Annotated in this window: 16 protein-coding genes; 7 read left to right on the top strand and 9 right to left on the bottom strand. The window is 66.3% G+C overall.

Annotation, left to right across the window (positions count from 1 at the left end; all coding sequences use genetic code 11):
• Positions 1-89: 89 nt before the first annotated feature.
• From P8R42_06425 to P8R42_06410, 4 genes are read left to right on the top strand one after another with little or no spacing between them, the layout of a single operon-like run.
• Positions 90-1,253, top strand: coding sequence for a Xaa-Pro peptidase family protein (locus tag P8R42_06425; GenBank protein ID MDG2304283.1), 1,164 nt, complete (start codon positions 90-92; stop codon positions 1,251-1,253).
• Positions 1,253-2,443 carry a M24 family metallopeptidase gene (locus P8R42_06420; GenBank protein ID MDG2304282.1) on the top strand — a complete coding sequence of 397 codons (1,191 nt, stop codon included), beginning with the start codon at positions 1,253-1,255 and terminating at the stop codon, positions 2,441-2,443. The genes P8R42_06425 and P8R42_06420 overlap by 1 nt, the downstream gene beginning before the upstream one ends.
• Positions 2,440-3,672 (top strand): cytochrome P450, encoded by a 1,233-nt coding sequence (locus tag P8R42_06415; GenBank protein ID MDG2304281.1) that lies wholly within the window; start codon positions 2,440-2,442, stop codon positions 3,670-3,672. Before P8R42_06420 ends, P8R42_06415 begins: the two co-directional genes overlap by 4 nt.
• Entirely contained in the window at positions 3,662-4,096 is a 435-nt protein-coding gene (locus tag P8R42_06410) for a VOC family protein (GenBank protein MDG2304280.1), read from the top strand. Before P8R42_06415 ends, P8R42_06410 begins: the two co-directional genes overlap by 11 nt.
• A gap of 4 nt (positions 4,097-4,100) precedes the next feature.
• Here the strand turns inward: P8R42_06410 and P8R42_06405 are convergent, their stop codons facing one another.
• Positions 4,101-4,298 carry a hypothetical protein gene (locus P8R42_06405; GenBank protein MDG2304279.1) on the bottom strand — a complete coding sequence of 66 codons (198 nt, stop codon included), beginning with the start codon at positions 4,296-4,298 and terminating at the stop codon, positions 4,101-4,103.
• A 527-nt stretch (positions 4,299-4,825) separates the two neighbouring features.
• Positions 4,826-5,020, bottom strand: a complete 195-nt coding sequence (locus P8R42_06400; protein MDG2304278.1) for a hypothetical protein — start codon at positions 5,018-5,020, stop codon at positions 4,826-4,828.
• A 46-nt stretch (positions 5,021-5,066) separates the two neighbouring features.
• Between P8R42_06400 and P8R42_06395 the strand changes: the two genes are divergently transcribed.
• Entirely contained in the window at positions 5,067-6,374 is a 1,308-nt protein-coding gene (locus P8R42_06395) for a glutathione S-transferase (protein MDG2304277.1), read from the top strand.
• 45 nt (positions 6,375-6,419) lie between these two features.
• Entirely contained in the window at positions 6,420-7,226 is an 807-nt protein-coding gene (locus P8R42_06390) for a thioesterase family protein (GenBank protein ID MDG2304276.1), read from the top strand.
• A 181-nt stretch (positions 7,227-7,407) separates the two neighbouring features.
• On the opposite strand, the gene P8R42_06385 is transcribed toward P8R42_06390, so the two are convergent.
• The 3 genes from P8R42_06385 to P8R42_06375 are packed head-to-tail and all read right to left on the bottom strand — an operon-like array spanning position 7,408 to position 10,024.
• Positions 7,408-8,499, bottom strand: a complete 1,092-nt coding sequence (locus P8R42_06385; GenBank protein MDG2304275.1) for a hypothetical protein — start codon at positions 8,497-8,499, stop codon at positions 7,408-7,410.
• Positions 8,496-9,080: a hypothetical protein gene (locus P8R42_06380; protein ID MDG2304274.1), complete on the bottom strand. Its 585-nt coding sequence runs from the start codon at positions 9,078-9,080 to the stop codon at positions 8,496-8,498. Before P8R42_06380 ends, P8R42_06385 begins: the two co-directional genes overlap by 4 nt.
• 26 nt (positions 9,081-9,106) lie before the next feature.
• Positions 9,107-10,024, bottom strand: a complete 918-nt coding sequence (locus tag P8R42_06375) for a rhodanese-like domain-containing protein (GenBank protein ID MDG2304273.1) — start codon at positions 10,022-10,024, stop codon at positions 9,107-9,109.
• Between the two features lie 75 nt (positions 10,025-10,099).
• Between P8R42_06375 and P8R42_06370 the strand changes: the two genes are divergently transcribed.
• The gene (locus P8R42_06370) at positions 10,100-11,041 is read left to right on the top strand and encodes an SDR family NAD(P)-dependent oxidoreductase (GenBank protein ID MDG2304272.1); all 942 of its coding nucleotides are present in this window, start codon (positions 10,100-10,102) and stop codon (positions 11,039-11,041) included.
• 46 nt (positions 11,042-11,087) lie between these two features.
• Here P8R42_06370 and P8R42_06365 read toward each other — a convergent pair whose 3' ends face one another.
• The 4 genes from P8R42_06365 to P8R42_06350 are packed head-to-tail and all read right to left on the bottom strand — an operon-like array spanning position 11,088 to position 14,530.
• Positions 11,088-11,228, bottom strand: coding sequence for a hypothetical protein (locus tag P8R42_06365; GenBank protein ID MDG2304271.1), 141 nt, complete (start codon positions 11,226-11,228; stop codon positions 11,088-11,090).
• Positions 11,228-11,683 (bottom strand): hypothetical protein, encoded by a 456-nt coding sequence (locus P8R42_06360; GenBank protein ID MDG2304270.1) that lies wholly within the window; start codon positions 11,681-11,683, stop codon positions 11,228-11,230. Before P8R42_06360 ends, P8R42_06365 begins: the two co-directional genes overlap by 1 nt.
• Before the next feature lie 52 nt (positions 11,684-11,735).
• Positions 11,736-13,352: a class I adenylate-forming enzyme family protein gene (locus P8R42_06355; GenBank protein ID MDG2304269.1), complete on the bottom strand. Its 1,617-nt coding sequence runs from the start codon at positions 13,350-13,352 to the stop codon at positions 11,736-11,738.
• 35 nt (positions 13,353-13,387) lie between these two features.
• Positions 13,388-14,530 carry an NAD(P)/FAD-dependent oxidoreductase gene (locus P8R42_06350; GenBank protein ID MDG2304268.1) on the bottom strand — a complete coding sequence of 381 codons (1,143 nt, stop codon included), beginning with the start codon at positions 14,528-14,530 and terminating at the stop codon, positions 13,388-13,390.
• Between the last annotated feature and the right edge of the window lie 44 nt (positions 14,531-14,574).

The raw sequence follows: 14,574 nt of genomic DNA, 5'->3' as shown, positions 1-14,574 counted from the left end.
AGGCGCGATACTATCCGTAGACGCCGCCCTTTCCCAATCACGGTGAGGTCAGCAATACTCGTCTCGACGTGGATCCTGATTTCAGCCTAATGAGGCGGGAGCGCCTGGCGCGCCTCCAAACGAGTCTCGCCGATTCGGGCGCGGACGGCCTCGTGCTGCTCTCACCCTCGAACCAGGAGTACGCCGGCGTCCGGCGGCCGTGCTCCGACGCGATGCGGGTCTACTACGAGCCGACCGTAGTGGCCCTGACAGCCGACGCCGTCCTCCACGTCTGGACTCCCTTCGAGGACGGCGTCCCCCCCGAGGTGCCGACGGAGAACGTCCACCGCGAATTGGACGTCGAGTTCCCCGAGGGGATCGACGCGCTCGGTGCGGCGCTTCGAACGATCTTCGGCGACCAGCCTCGCCTCGGCATCGACGAGCTGACCGGCCCGTTGCTCGAACGCCTCGGCGATCCGAGCTCTGGGTTCACCTGGATCGACGGCTCCCGGGTGACGGGCCCCGCACGCCTTCAGAAGACCCGCGACGAGATCGGCTGCCTCGTGCGCGCACAGCGCATCAACGAAGCTGCGATCGCGGACGTCCAGGCCGCGCTCCGGCCCGGCGTTCGACAGACGGAACTGTCCGCCCTCCTGTTCCGCCGCGCGTTCGAGCTGGGAGCGACCGCCAGCTGCGTCGATCCGATCTGGAACCTCACCCCGAAGAACCGAGCCGATCAGACCCGCACAGTAAACGGCGACGTCGGCTTCCCGATCGCGTCGAGCGACCGGTTCCTGCGCGAAGGCGACCTGATCCTCTGCGACACGGGCCTCGTGTGGGAGGGCTACCACTCCGACTTCGGCGCCACCTGGATCTGCGGAGACGATCCGACCCCGAGCGCGGGACTACAGGACTGCTTCCGCCGCTGGCGAGACGTGATGTCCTGCGTCTACGACTCCGTCCGCCCCGGCCGCTCCGCGACCGACATCGTTCGCGAGGTCATCGCTCTCGAACCGCAATACAAGCTCGACCACTTCTATCTCGCCCACGGCGTCGGATGCGATTCGGCCGAAGCGCCGTTCATGGGAACCGACCGTAGCCTCGAAGGCGACGACGACATCGAACTGCTCCCCGGGATGACCATCGTCTTCGAGCCCGTGATCTGGCAGGACGGAATCGGCGGCTACCGCAGCGAAGAGCTGGTCGTCGTCACCGACACGGGCTGTGACCGCCTCAGTGCCCACGGCTACGCTCCTTTCGAGGAGACTCCGTAGTGGCGAGCCACGAGATCGCGATCGGCCCGCGGGAGGACCGCGCCGGCATCGACTTCGCCGCTTTGCGCCGCGCGAGGCGCGGGCGTGTCTTTGCCGCCATGGAGCAGCTCGGGTTGGATGCCTGCCTATTCGGCCGCGAAACCAACGCGCGCTACGTGGCGGGACAGCGGCGGCTGTGGACATCGAACACCCGCGCCTATCTCCCCACCTGCATCGCAATCCGCAGAACCGGCCGCGTCCATGTCATGACCCTCTCGTCGAGCGTCGAAGACGCCCCCGAAGACCTCCCGAGCGAAGACGTCTACGGCCGATCCTTCGACGCCGCCCGGCTTCTCGGCATCTACCGCGCCCTACCCGGCTTGCCCGAAGCGAAGCGAGTCGGCGTCGACGGACTCACCGTGCCGACGCGCGATCTGATCGGCCACATCTGTCCGAACGCCGAGATCGTTGCGGCCGAAGCCACGATGCGCGAGCTCCGGCGCGTGAAGCTCCCGGCGGAAGTCGACTGCATCCGCGTCGCCCTCGCGATCGCCGAGTCGTCCCTCCAGTGCACCGCGGACCTTCTGCGCCCGGGCGTCACGGGCCAGGAGCTGCAGTCACGATACCTGGAGCGCATGTGCACGCTGGGAACCTCTCTGTTCGCACAGCAGGGAACCTTCCACCCCGCGAGACCCGGCGCGGTGCCCCCGTTCGGAACGCGCGCGGAGCCCTTCACGCCGGGCCAGCTCGTCGTCCTGTCCGGCGGCGCGCTCTGGAGCGGCTACGAGGGATCACTCGCGCGCACGTGGCGATGCCCGGACGGTGACGATCCTTCGGCCGGACAGCGCGCACTCTACTCGCGTTGGCGCGAGCTCCTCGCCCGCCTCCTCGAACAGTGCCGGCCCGGGCGTTCGGGGGCCGAGCTGGTGAGCGCCTATCAAGCGTCGGGCGAACCCCTTCCCCGAGGCGCGTTCGCTTACAGCGTCGGCCTGGGGCACGAGGGCCCCATCGCGGGAAGCGGCCAGGGGGCATACCTGGACCGACGACAAGTCCTCGCGCATGACATGGTCGTCGCGCTTCGCCCCTGGGTGTCCGACGAACAGTGTGGGTTCCTCGGCGAGGAAGTCGTCCGAATCACCGGCGGAGCACCGGAGCGACTCACGACGATGAGCCACGGACCGCTGTCTCACGCCGGTAGCGGGCTCGTATGAAGGACCCTCTCGCATTCAACCCGTTTGATCCCGCCGAGGCGCACGGCATGTGGGACGTAGCGGCCGCGCTCCGCCGCCAGGGGCCCGTGGTTCGACTCGCCAACGGCTTCGTCTTCGCATCGCGCTACGCAGCCGCCCGGACGGTCCTCCTCGAGAGCCGGACGTTCTGCGCGCAGGGTGGATTTCGCCCCGATGGCCAATACGTCCCGATGGAGGATCGGAACATCGGCGAGCTCGACCCGCCCGAGCACGGACCGATCCGACAACTCGCGCGTTCCGGTGCCGGCGGACGCGGCGTCGCGGAGAACCTCCGCCCCTTCGTGCGTGCACACGCAGAACAGCTCCTCGACACGCTCGTCGCCGCCGGGGGCGGCGATCTCATCACCGGCTACGGACTCGCCCTCACGAACCTCGTGATCGCCCAGTTGCTCGGCGTTCCGCTCGAGGACAGCCCCAAGCTCGCGCACTGGACCGAAGAAGTCGTGAGCTCCAACACGACAGGCGGCCCGAAGGACTCCGCGCGGGGGCGCGCCGACGCGTTCCCCGACTTCATCGGCTACGTCGACGGCCTGATCGAGGCGCGGCTGTCGGCCGAAACCGCGCCACAAGACGCCATCACCCGCATCGTCCAGACAGGGATCGAAGACGCCGAGCTACCCGTCCCGATGGTTCGAATGATTCTGGTCAACCTGCTCCTCGGCGGCACCGCGACCACGCGCGACACGATCGGCAACCTTCTGCACGAGCTGATCGTACACCACGATCTGCACGAACGGCTGCGGGCGGACCGCTCCCTCGTGCCGGCCGCGGTAGAGGAATCGCTGCGGCTCGCGCCTCCCGTTCTCTTCGTCCTCCGAAGGACGACCGAGTCCACCCTCCTCGGCGGGCTCGACGTCAGCCCCGGCGAACGGATTCTCGTCGCGATCGCATCCGCGAATCGCGACGAGGAAATCTACCCCGAGGCGGAGACGTTCTCTCTCGACCGGGTCGACCCGGAACCGCATCTCTCCTTTGGACATGGCGCGCACCTCTGCGTCGGCGCGGCCCTGTCACGGATGGAGGTCCAGGAGGCGCTCGACGTGTTCCTGGACCGGTTCGCGCCCGGCGATCTCGCACACGCGCGGGGCTTCGAGTTCGCTCACGTCCCCGTACCATTCCTTTTCGGTCCGCAGAGCGTCGACGTCACGCTCACCCCACGCTTCCACGAGGAGAGTCCCCATGCCCGCTGAGGTCCGAGTAAATCACGTCGGCCACGCCGTTGCCGATCTCGACCGCGCCCGAGCCTTCTGGACCGGAGCCTTCGATTTCAAGGTCGTGAAGGAACTCGCAGCACCCGATGAAGGCACGAGCCGGCTCCTCGGTATCCCTGCGCCGGTCGGCCTGAAGGCCGTGTACCTGCGCTGCGACGATTTCGTTCTCGAACTCTTGCACTACGCCGATGCCGGCCTCGAGGAACGGGGCCCACGCATCATGAACGAAGCCGGCCTCACGCACCTGTCCCTCCTCGTCGACGACCTCGACACGCGCCTCGACAAGGTGCGGGCTCTGGGCGGGACGGTGCTCGACGAGACACGCATCGGCGACTACGCGATCTTGATTCTCGATCCGGATGGGCAACGCGTCGAGCTGCTGACCAACTGGGAGAAGCCCTGACGCTTCATCCGCCGACCACGCGGCCTTCGCCGGTGCTGATCTCGAAGCGTGTCCCGCGCGGGACGTGCAGTTCGTAGCCCAGCTCCCACATGCTCTGCGGGCCCTCGGGCGGCTCGATGCGGCAAACGCTCGTGATGTGAAGCGCACCGTCGTGGCTCTCGATCTCCACATACAGATCGTCGTGCTTCCTGCGGTGCACCACGAGTTCGAGCTCTTGGCTGTCGGTCTCGACGTTGACGTAGTTCGTCCAGAGAGCAACCGACTAGTCGGCACCGATTGCATGGAAGCGCCCTCCACCACCCCCGGAGCGAGAAGCCCCGTGAGCACACCCAAAGCCACCAGACCCACCGTTGCGAAGAAGCGCCAAGACATTCGGAATCCCGCCCTTGGCCGGCACGAAACCGGCATTTCTGGGACTACGACGCACGCGAGCCGAAATGGGTTGGGCGCACAGCATGAATCAACGATCAATTTTACGGTGAGGACGCCCCCACGACCACGCGCCGGGCCGGCTCAACCATTTTCGCTCGGCGGGCCTCCAACGGGTCAGGATGCTCCTTTCCGGCCCAGAGTCGGGAGCCGTGACGGACCCGGGCGGAAGAACTCACGCAGGACACCTTCGTCCGCCTCGCCTGTGCGAGTTCCTCCCGGCGGCGATCGGTGTTCTCGTGGGTGTTGATGGTCCACCCCGTTTGCCCCACCGAGACCATTTGCACGACCTCGACTCGATCACCGGGCAGATGCAGAATCCCGCTCCATCGGGTGCGAGATGAAGTTCCCCGTCCGATCGACCATGCACGAGTACCCGCGATCGACATCGCTATCCTCGATCACGGCCGGGAACTCAGCCACCACCTGCTCGTGCGGCAAACCCTGCTGAAGCCGCGTATCCACGAACCGACCGAGCGCGCGCACCTGCCGCACGTCTCGCGGGCTTGCGCGATGTTAGGGCGGATGCTGAACATCGGCCATGACCCAAAAGTACCGACTCTTCTCCTGGGAGCTCAGCTACTTCTCGGGCAAGGTCCGCGCGTACATGCGCTACAAGGATCACTTCGACGCCCTAGGTCCCGGGTACGAAGACATCCTCTGCTCGTTCGACCTCATCCTCGGACTCCTCGCGCCGAACACCGGCGCAGCGACCGTCCCCCAGATCCTTGCCCCCGACGGCACGTGGGTGCACGACTCCAGCGAGATCATCGACTACTTCGAGGGTCTGTACCCCGAGCCGCGCGTGACCCCGGATCCGCGCACCCGCCCGCGGCAAGCGCTCACCGCGCACCTCATCGAACTGCTGGCCGACGAGTGGATGGTCGTGTGGGGTTTCTGGGAGCGCTGGCACCACTCCCTCGAAGGCGTCGAGCCCAATCACCTACAGTTCAACCTCCAGCAATGGGGGAGTGCCTTCGCCCCCGGTGAATCCGGCACGGGCCGGCGCGACGCTGCGCGCACGATGTACGACGCAATGCTCGGGCCCACCGTGCACGCAGGACTCACCGACCTCGGCATGAGCAAACGGACCGAGGCCGCGTGGACGACCAGCATGCACCGGATCCTCCAGCGCCTCGAAGACCACTTCGACCGCCACGACTACGTCTTGGGTGGCCGACCCTCCCTTGCCGACTTCGGCTTGCTCGGCCCCCTGTACGCGCACCTCTACCGGGACCCGGTTCCGGGATTCGATCTCCGCGTCCGGTACCCCTTGGTGACCCAATGGGTCGAACGTACGAACGGCACGAACGCGCTCGACGCCCGCAGCTACAATCAGCTCCTCTATTCACTCGTCGACGGCGAACTCGTGGGTCGACCCGCGACGAGCGACGGCGGCGAGTGGCTCGAAGACGACCAGATCCCCGAAACGCTCGGGCCGGTCCTCGACGTGTTCTTCGAAGAGATGTGGCCCATGCTCGACTCCACGATCGAGCGCACGACGGCGTACGTCGCGAGCGATGCGCATGCGCCCGGGGGCGAGTTGCCCTCGTATACCTTCCACGCGAGCGCCGGATGGGAGGAAGTGCAGCGCGACGGGGGCGCCCTCACGCACGAGTTTCGGATCGGCGACGTGACCGAGCGGCGGATGGTCGTGCCCTATCACCTCTGGATGCTCCAGCGGATCGCAGACGCCGTGCGTGCAGGCACGTCGACCCCGGAAGGCCGCGCAGCGTTGGAACCATTCCTCGCTACGTTCAACGGCGGCCGCGACATTCTCGAACTCGACGGGAGACTCGAGGGTTGCCGCGTACGAAAGGACGGCGGTCGCATCTTCAGCGCCGCCTGAACGCCAGGATGCAAGGCCGACAGGTCATTCCCTACGCTCCCTAGGATGAGCACCCGCTTCGACCGAGACACGTCCGTTACCCTGAACCCCGCAGGCTCCTTCGACGCTCGCATCGATCGGGCCTGGTGGATCGTCCGCGGGCCGAACGGCGGCTATATCGCCGCCATCCTCGTCCGCGCGATGCAGACGGCCGTCGCGGATCACGCGCGCACCCTACGCTCGCTCACCGTTCACTACTTGCGCCCGCCCGCCGAAGGCCCAGCGACCGTCGTCACTCGGATCGAGCGCGAGGGACGCGGCCTCACTACGGTCACCGCTCGGCTCGAACAGAACGGGAAACTGCAAGCCCTTGCGACCGCCGCATTCGCAAAGAGCCGAGGGGGCCCGAAGCTGGCCCACGCCGTGATGCCCGAGGTCGCGCCACCCGAGCAGTGCCCCCTTCGAGAAGCGGCCCCGACTCCACTGCACGAGCAGTTCGAAACGCGCATCGCCATCGGCCCTAAGAGTTTCGACCCGTCAGAAAAGGAACGCGCGGCCCTGACCGGCGGCTGGATCCGACTCGCCGATCCGCGCCCGATCGACGCCGCCCTTCTCGCGGCCTACACCGACGCCTGGCCCCCCGCCGTCTTCGCGACGAAGGACTTCCCGCCGCCGATGGGTGGCGTTCCTACGGTCGACCTGACCGTGCACATCCGGACACCTCTCCCCGTCGACGTCCCGGTCGACGACTTCGTGCTGGTGGTGTTTCGAACACGCCAGGTCCACGACGGATTCCTCGAAGAAGACGGAGAGATCTGGAGTCGCGACGGCCAGCTGCTCGCACACTCACGCCAACTCGGCGTGGCCGTCTGAGTGCCCCCCACGCCCAGTAGGCCTCCAGACCGAAACTGAAGAGCACTGCCCCAAGAAGGGCCGACCTTGTGGACGCCCGTGGCCCCGAAGACCAACCAGGGGGCGCCGAAATCACGAAAAGCTCCCGCGCCCGGAGCAGATCAAGACGAACCACCGAAGGTACCGCCGAAACACAAACCGCCTACGGCTTGTCCGTCACCAGCCCGCGCTTCTCTAGGTCGGCACACATCTCCGGGTGATGGAGTCGCAGGGTCTCCCACGCCATGACCCAGAGGCCCTGGCTCACCGTGCGGCCCGGGTTCGCGTGATTGTGCCAAGGCTTGCGACCAATGGTCCAATGGATGCCGAAGCTGTGCGGCACATCGGTGCGCATTGCGTTGAACCGCGGATCGATCGCGGTCCACGCGTCTTGCATCTCCACCTGTAGGAAGTGCTGCTCGGGGAAGCCGTACTTGATCCCGTCCTCAAAGTGCTCACGGTGCTTGGGGCCCCACTCCGCCATCGGCTTGTCGATTCGAGCCGACCAGTCCTCGAAGAGTTCGCGCTTGGGCTCGATTACGAGCAGGCCCGCGTTCACGCCGCCGCGAATGTCGTCGTCGCTCGTGACCTCGAGAATCTGCGGCGGAACGGGCTCCCCGTGTCGCACGCCGTGCATGTGCTGCATGTACGCGTACTGGCTTGTCGGGTGGACGCTCTCGATTACACCCGCCGGACCGCTCAGCGTGAAGAGGTGGTCGAAACACCGGATCGGAAGCAGATCCGCGTCGATGAAGGTGATGCGTTCGTACGGAAGGAGATCCGAGTCGAACAAGTGAAGCTTTGTATAAACATCGCGGTACGCCTCGGACAGTAGGTGTTCGGGGTAGCTACTCTCATGGGCGCGCAACCGTTTCACTTCGAGCACGCGATCGTAGATGATCTCGAGCATCTCGCGGGCGCCCTTGCTCACCTTGTCGTCGACGAGACAGATGAGCGTCGCCTTCGACTGGATCTGGTAGCGCAGTGCCGCGCCGACGACGAGACAACCCGGGAGATAGGTATCGCCCGCCATGAGAAGCGTCGTGTGCGCGTACTTCGCCGGACGGAGATCGTCGGGCTCGACCGTGAAGATCCGGGGGTCGATGGTCGGGTCCACGATGTCGCCCTCGTGATCCACGAGGAGGAGCTCGCCTGCGAGCCCACGCGCGAGCTTGCGGATGGCCGGGCTCTCCGTGAAGCGCGCGAGGAGATGGGACGCGGGGTCGTCCTGGATGTGAGGGCCTCGATCGCTCATCGGGGCTCACACTTCTCTACGGCTACGACGAGCTCCTCGCGAAACGCCTCGTACTCCTTCCCGACGTTCTCGAGCCACTGCTTGCGCTCGACGTTGGGGTCGATCTTCGCGGTCTGCTCGGCGATCACCGAGATCATCCGAGTCGTCTGCGCTTGCAAGAACACGAAACGCATCCCGAACTCGCCATCAGGGAACAGCAGCTCCTTCGTCCCGTCCCATTTCGCGGCCGCCTCGATCGCGCTGCCGATTGGCGACGGTGGCGGCTTCGCCGTAGCCACCGGAGCGAGCTTTCGGAGCTTGTCGAGCTCGTCCACGCGCTTGTTCGAGGTCTCGTAGATCGTCGTCATCAGACGCTCGACCTCTTTGCTCGGACCCTGCAGCATGAGCTCACGCAGCCAGAGCAGGTACTTTAGCTGTCCCTCGGCCGACATTGCACCAGAGAGGAGATTGTACCCGATGAGCAAGTCGTCCCGCTTGGTCGCGGCGCTGTCCGCGGCGAGCGGACCGCTCGACGAGAACAAGACACACAGCGCCGCAGCGATTCCGACGAACGGATTCCCTAGCCCACGAGATCGTTTCATCGGACTATGGTACCAGCATCCTGCGTTTAGGAAACGCCCCCGTCCGTCTCGATCGGAAATCCGCCCGCGCCCCACTCGAGCCACGAGCCGTCGTAGACCCGCACGTCCTCAAACCCGAGCAACTCGAGCGCGATCCAGCCGAAGGAAGCACGCCATCCTACGAGGCAGTACACGACGGTCGTCTTCTTCTTGTCGAGCCCGGCGTGAAGCGCCTCGATGTCCTCTCGCGGCAGGAGGAAACCCTCTTCGAGATTCCTCGTCCATTGGACGTGCAACGCGCCCGGGATCCGGCCGGCGGCGAATTCCTTGGGCGAGCGCGCGTCCACGATCTGGATCGCGGGGTCGTCGTCCGGAGGGGCCCCCAGCTGGTCGACGATCCAATCAGCGGTCACGCGGAGCGCATCCACGGGCGCGCCCATCTCGTAGTCCGAGGACGGTTCACCCGACGGCCCGGTCTCGACCGCCCCACCCGCCGCCTGCCAGGCGGCCCATCCGCCATCGAGATACCGCACATCGTCGTGACCGTAGTACCGCATCGCCCACACGACTCGCGCCGGATCGAACTCGGGCGGCTTGCCGTACACGACGAGCGTCGTCCCCGCGCGGATCCCGCGTTCACGCAGGAGAGGTCCCGCGAGGGACGCCGGAGCGACCTGCGCCTGAACGCCCCCGACCGCCGAAGACAGCTCCAACGGATCCAGCCGGATGGCCCCTGGGATGTGGCCCGCATCGAACTCGGACTGCGTGGTACGCGCGTCCACGACCTGGGTACTCGAATCACCGAGGCGATCGGCCAACCAACCGACGTCCACGACGATGTCGGCGGCCGAAGGCGCCGTGCCACCGGTGCCATTCGACGCGCTGTCCCCACAGCCGGCAGCGAGGACCAAGAACGCGAGCAGAAGGGGAAGACGTCCGAAACAGATGAACAGTCGTGTCGTCATGGGCGCTCCTCAGGTCGGGATGGGAAGTGCTTGTGGTTTCGCACCTCTGCTCGGAGAGCTCAACCATGCCGTGAATTGACAGATCTCCAGCTCGCCCAGTACGGAATCTGGACGAAGGAGGATTTCATCATGGGTCTGCTCGACGGAAAAGTTGCTCTCGTCACCGGCGCTGGAGGCGGCCTCGGCCGCGCCCACGCGCTTCTCTTGGCAAAAGAAGGCGCCGCGGTCGTCGTCAACGATCTCGGCGGCTCACGCGACGGCAAAGGCGCCGGCCAGGGAATGGCCGATCAGGTCGTCGCGGAGATCGAGAGCGCCGGCGGGAAGGCCGTCGCCAACTACGGCTCTGTTTCCGACCCCGCGCAGGCCGCGGCGATGGTGCAGACCGCCGTCGCGCACTTCGGCGGCATCGACATCTGCATCAACAACGCCGGCATCCTTCGGGACAAGTCGTTCAAGAACATGAACGACGAGATGTGGGACGTCATCATCGACGTGCACCTCCGCGGCACCTACCTCGTCACGAAGGCCGCGTACGATCAGATGCTCGTGCAGGGACGCGGCGGCCGCATCATCATGACGAGCTCGACGTCCGGCCTCCTCGGGAATTTCGGCCAGACGAATTACGGCGCGGCGAAGGCCGGCATCGCGGGCTTCGCGCGATGCCTCTATCCCGAAGCGACGAAATACGGGATCACCGTGAACGTCCTGGCACCAGGCGCGTGGTCGCGCATGACCGAGGACCTGTATCCGGAGGAAACCAAGGCCGCAGCCAAGGAAGCCGCCGCTCCGGAGAAGGTCTCCCCCGCGATCGTTTGGCTCTGCACCGACGAGGCGGCCGGCATCACCGGGCGCACCTTCATGATCTCCGGCAACCGCGTGTCTCTCCTCTCCTGGCAGCGCACCGAGGTGGCCGCCAAGAGCAGTCAGGGAGACCCGTGGAACGTGCGCGACATCGGCGATGCAATCCTCGCGAGTGAGAACAGCTGGCCGCCGATCAAACCCGAGCGACCCAAGTGAAGCGCGGCTAAACTAGGAAGCCTGACCCGATCTCGACGGCGAGACACTAGGACCGCCCGGGGATCATCTTCTTCGGGTTCCGGCCGTCGACGTATCCGACGAAGGTTCCTTGGAGAAGGTTGTAGCCAACAAGGTCCTGAATCCGTTCGGAATAGCGCGCAGCCAACTCCGGCGGTGTACCGAGCATCAGGTTCTCGAGCTGTCGCAGCCACGGCTGACAATACTGAATCGTGAGGCCCAGCCGCTTCGTGTCAGCCCGATTCGAACCGGCCCGATGGAAGAGCGAGCCGGGGAAGATCGCAACGGAGCCCAGATCGTCGACACACCCTGCGCCGGTCGGGGCGGTGCCGGCGCGCCGAGAGCGGCGGAGGGGAGGTAGCTCGCGGCGAGGAAGTGATCGGCTACCGCCAGTACAGCCTCGTGCTCGATCAACACCGCGACGGAAGGCGTCTTCGCGAGCAGGCGATAGACACGCTCCGATCGAGTGCCCTCGAAGTCGTTCCTGCCCACCAAGCGGCTCTGTAGGTAGGGCGAGAGTTCCTCGCGCAGTATTCCGACTGCTCGCTCATCGATCGCGTTCGGAACGATGACGTAACCGCCCTCCTCGATCTCGGACCTCCACTGCTCGGGCAACCTGGTCAAACGCTGAGAATACGGTAGTCCACTCCACCCGGCAATATGGGAAGGACGGGCACTAGTCGGCGACGAGCAGCTCGCCGCGGCTCTCGATGATCTTCTCGAGCGACTTCTTGTCGACCTTCCCACTCGCGGTCATTGGCACCTCGTTCGGCGCGCACACCCAGATCCGGCGTGGCACCGTGAAGGCAGAGATCACCTTCCGAAGCCGATCCCAAAGATCGTGCGGCGTCGGCGACATCGCCTTCTCCGGAACCACGACCGCAGCGACGAGACGCCCGCGCGTCGAATGCGGAACGCCGACGACCGCGGCGAGCGTGACGTCATCGAACGCCATCAAGGCGGCCTCCACCTCACGAGCCGAAACGTTCACGCCTGCCGTCTTGATGAGTTCGTCCTTGCGGCCCTCGAAGAAGAGGTGCCCAGTCTCGTTGAACGAACCGTGGTCGCCTGTACGGTACCAGCCATCTCGGTCGAACACGTCGGCGCGCTCCACCTTGTGCAGGCCCAGCATGACGTTCGGACCGCGCACACAGATCTCGCCGGACTCCCCGGGACCCAGGACCTCGCCGCTGTCGGGGTCCACTACACGGTGCTCGGTATCCGGCACCGCGCGGCCGAACGACCCGCGCAACTCTTCGGGCAGCTCGACAAGCGGATCATCCCACGTGTGGGGTCCGGCGGTCTCGGTCATGCCGAGCGCGTTCGTTCGCAGCAGCGGATCCTTCGGTCGCAGCTCGGGCGGAACCGCCTCGAGCAGGTTCCCGGCACGGACCGAACTCAGGTCGTAGTCGCCGGACACGAACTCCCGACGCAGCCCTTCCAAAGTGGCGGGCCACGCGTTGAACACCGTCACGCGCTCGGTCGCGAGGAATCGAAGCGTCGTCGCCGGGTCGGCCCCTTCGATCGCGAGACACGTGAGGCCCGCGTCGAGGCAGTCCAGAAGACCGACGACGAGACCGCCGACCCAGAAGAAGGGCATCGGCGTGAACACCCGATCGGCATCGACGTGGTTCCGAAACGGATGCAAATGAGCGACGCGCCGGACCAGGCCCCCGTGGGTATGCAAGGCGCCCTTCGGCTTGGACGTACTGCCCGAGCTGTACAGAGTCACGGCAACGTCTGCAGGCGTGACGCACGCCTCGATCGCATCGACGAGCTCGGAAGCGACACCTCCTGCGACAGCAACGAGGTCGGCGTCCACACACGAGGCCCACGCGGGCGCGTCGCCCCAGAAGACCACCGACCGAAGGTAGGGCGCAGCCGCGGTGCGCAGTTCCGGACGGTCCGCCGAACGCAGATCCGGCAGCGCCTCCTCCAAGACGGCAGCGAAGTCCCGCCCGAACATCGAGCGGCCGCACAGAAGGATCTCGACGTCCGCGTGCCGCAGGATCCACGCCATCTCCGGTGGCTGGTAGAACGTGCTGATCGGCACCGCGATCGCGCCGATCCGGGTCACAGCGAGCCACGCGTTCGCCCACGCGGGGCCGTTGGGGAGCTGGATCCCGACTCGGCTCCCCTTTCCGACCCCCTTATGCAGAAGCGCCCGCGCCAGGAGGCGCGATTCCTCCTCCGCGGCCCGATACGTGAGACGCTCGGTCGGCGTCACCATCAAATCGCGATCGGCGTATGTCTCCACCGCGCGCGAGAGCATTCCTGGGAGCGTGTCCGCCATTGCCGGGAGACGTTCGTCTACTTGGCGCCAGGTCGTCAAGAGTGACCGAGCAACTCCGACACCCGGCGCGCGATCGCGCCCGCCGACGTGAGGCCCGGCGACTCGATTCCGATGAGCTGCACCATGCCCGGAGCGCCGAGATGAGATGTCTCCTCGATCACGAAGTCGGCGAACGGTCCGCCCGGGCCGACGCGTTTCGGCCGGATGCCGGCCATCTCGGGATGGAGATCCTCCGGGCGAATCTCGGGAAGATAGCGTTGCACGGCTTCGGCGAAACGATCCCGCTTCGACGGATCGACCCGGTACGAAATCTCGTCGACGGGCTCCGCGTCCGGCCCGAACCGATACCGACCGTCCAGATCGATCGTGACGTGGGCGCCAAGCCCTCCGTCGGTGGGAACCGGATAGACGAGGTGCGTCGTCAGTGGGCCGAGCCCGGGGGCAGCACCGAAGTAGCTGCCTTTGCAGAAGTGGAGTCGCCACGCCTGTTCGTCGAGATCAATGCCGGCCATCTCTGCAACCCGATCCGATCCGAGGCCCGCCGCATTCACGAGCAGCGGAACGTCGAGAGTGAACGTCGCGCCGTCGGGCCCGATGGTCTCGACCCGCCAGCCGTCCGTCGTTCGCGCGAGGCCCACTACCTCAGTGCGCAGCGCGACGACGCCCCCGGCCGATTCCATCTCGGCGCGGTAGCTCTCGACGAGCGCGTGCGCGTCGACGATCCCGGTGTTCGGCGACCAGAGGCCCGCGACGGCCCGAACGCGCGGCTCACGCCGAGCGATCTCCGCCGCGTCGCACCACTCGATGCCACCGGCCCCGTTCGCGACGGCGCGCGCCTGCATCCGCTCCAGAGTGGGGATCTCCTCGGGGGCCGTCGCCACGATGAGTTTTCCGACCCTCCGGTGGGGGATGCCCAACCGCTCGCAGCGCTCGTACAGAAGATCCCGTCCCTCCACACAGCAAAGCGCCTTGTGGGTCCCTTCGAGGTAGTAGATCCCCGCGTGGATGACCTGGCTGTTGCGCGACGACGTTTCCGCCCCGACTCGCCCGCCCCGCTCCAGGACCAGAACCCGTTGCCCGGCGCACGCAAGTTCAGCTCCGCAGGCGAGCCCGACCACCCCGCCCCCGATGATGGCGACGTCGACGTCCCGTGAGAATGTGGGGTCACTCAACTGCATGATTGCTTCGCCGCTGCCCTTTGCTTCGATACAACGTAGGAGAC

This window comes from Candidatus Binatia bacterium (genome assembly GCA_029243485.1).
In the GTDB taxonomy this organism is placed as follows: Bacteria; Desulfobacterota; Binatia; order UBA12015; family UBA12015; genus VGTG01.
The sequence above is the reverse complement of the archived record's forward strand: the minus strand, read 5'-3'. Positions and strand labels throughout refer to the sequence as shown.

What these genes read in the sequence shown, in the direction of transcription:
- P8R42_06425 (MDG2304283.1), top strand. Translation starts at nt 90, where the DNA reads ATGAGGCGGGAGCGCCTGGCGCGCCTCCAAACGAGTCTCGCCGATTCG.
- P8R42_06415 (MDG2304281.1), top strand. Translation starts at nt 2,440, where the DNA reads ATGAAGGACCCTCTCGCATTCAACCCGTTTGATCCCGCCGAGGCGCAC.
- P8R42_06410 (MDG2304280.1), top strand. Translation starts at nt 3,662, where the DNA reads ATGCCCGCTGAGGTCCGAGTAAATCACGTCGGCCACGCCGTTGCCGAT.
- P8R42_06395 (MDG2304277.1), top strand. Translation starts at nt 5,067, where the DNA reads ATGACCCAAAAGTACCGACTCTTCTCCTGGGAGCTCAGCTACTTCTCG.
- P8R42_06390 (MDG2304276.1), top strand. Translation starts at nt 6,420, where the DNA reads ATGAGCACCCGCTTCGACCGAGACACGTCCGTTACCCTGAACCCCGCA.
- P8R42_06385 (MDG2304275.1), bottom strand. Translation starts at nt 8,499, where the DNA reads ATGAGCGATCGAGGCCCTCACATCCAGGACGACCCCGCGTCCCATCTC.
- P8R42_06380 (MDG2304274.1), bottom strand. Translation starts at nt 9,080, where the DNA reads ATGAAACGATCTCGTGGGCTAGGGAATCCGTTCGTCGGAATCGCTGCG.
- P8R42_06375 (MDG2304273.1), bottom strand. Translation starts at nt 10,024, where the DNA reads ATGACGACACGACTGTTCATCTGTTTCGGACGTCTTCCCCTTCTGCTC.
- P8R42_06365 (MDG2304271.1), bottom strand. Translation starts at nt 11,228, where the DNA reads ATGCTCGGTACACCGCCGGAGTTGGCTGCGCGCTATTCCGAACGGATT.
- P8R42_06355 (MDG2304269.1), bottom strand. Translation starts at nt 13,352, where the DNA reads ATGGCGGACACGCTCCCAGGAATGCTCTCGCGCGCGGTGGAGACATAC.
- P8R42_06350 (MDG2304268.1), bottom strand. Translation starts at nt 14,530, where the DNA reads ATGCAGTTGAGTGACCCCACATTCTCACGGGACGTCGACGTCGCCATC.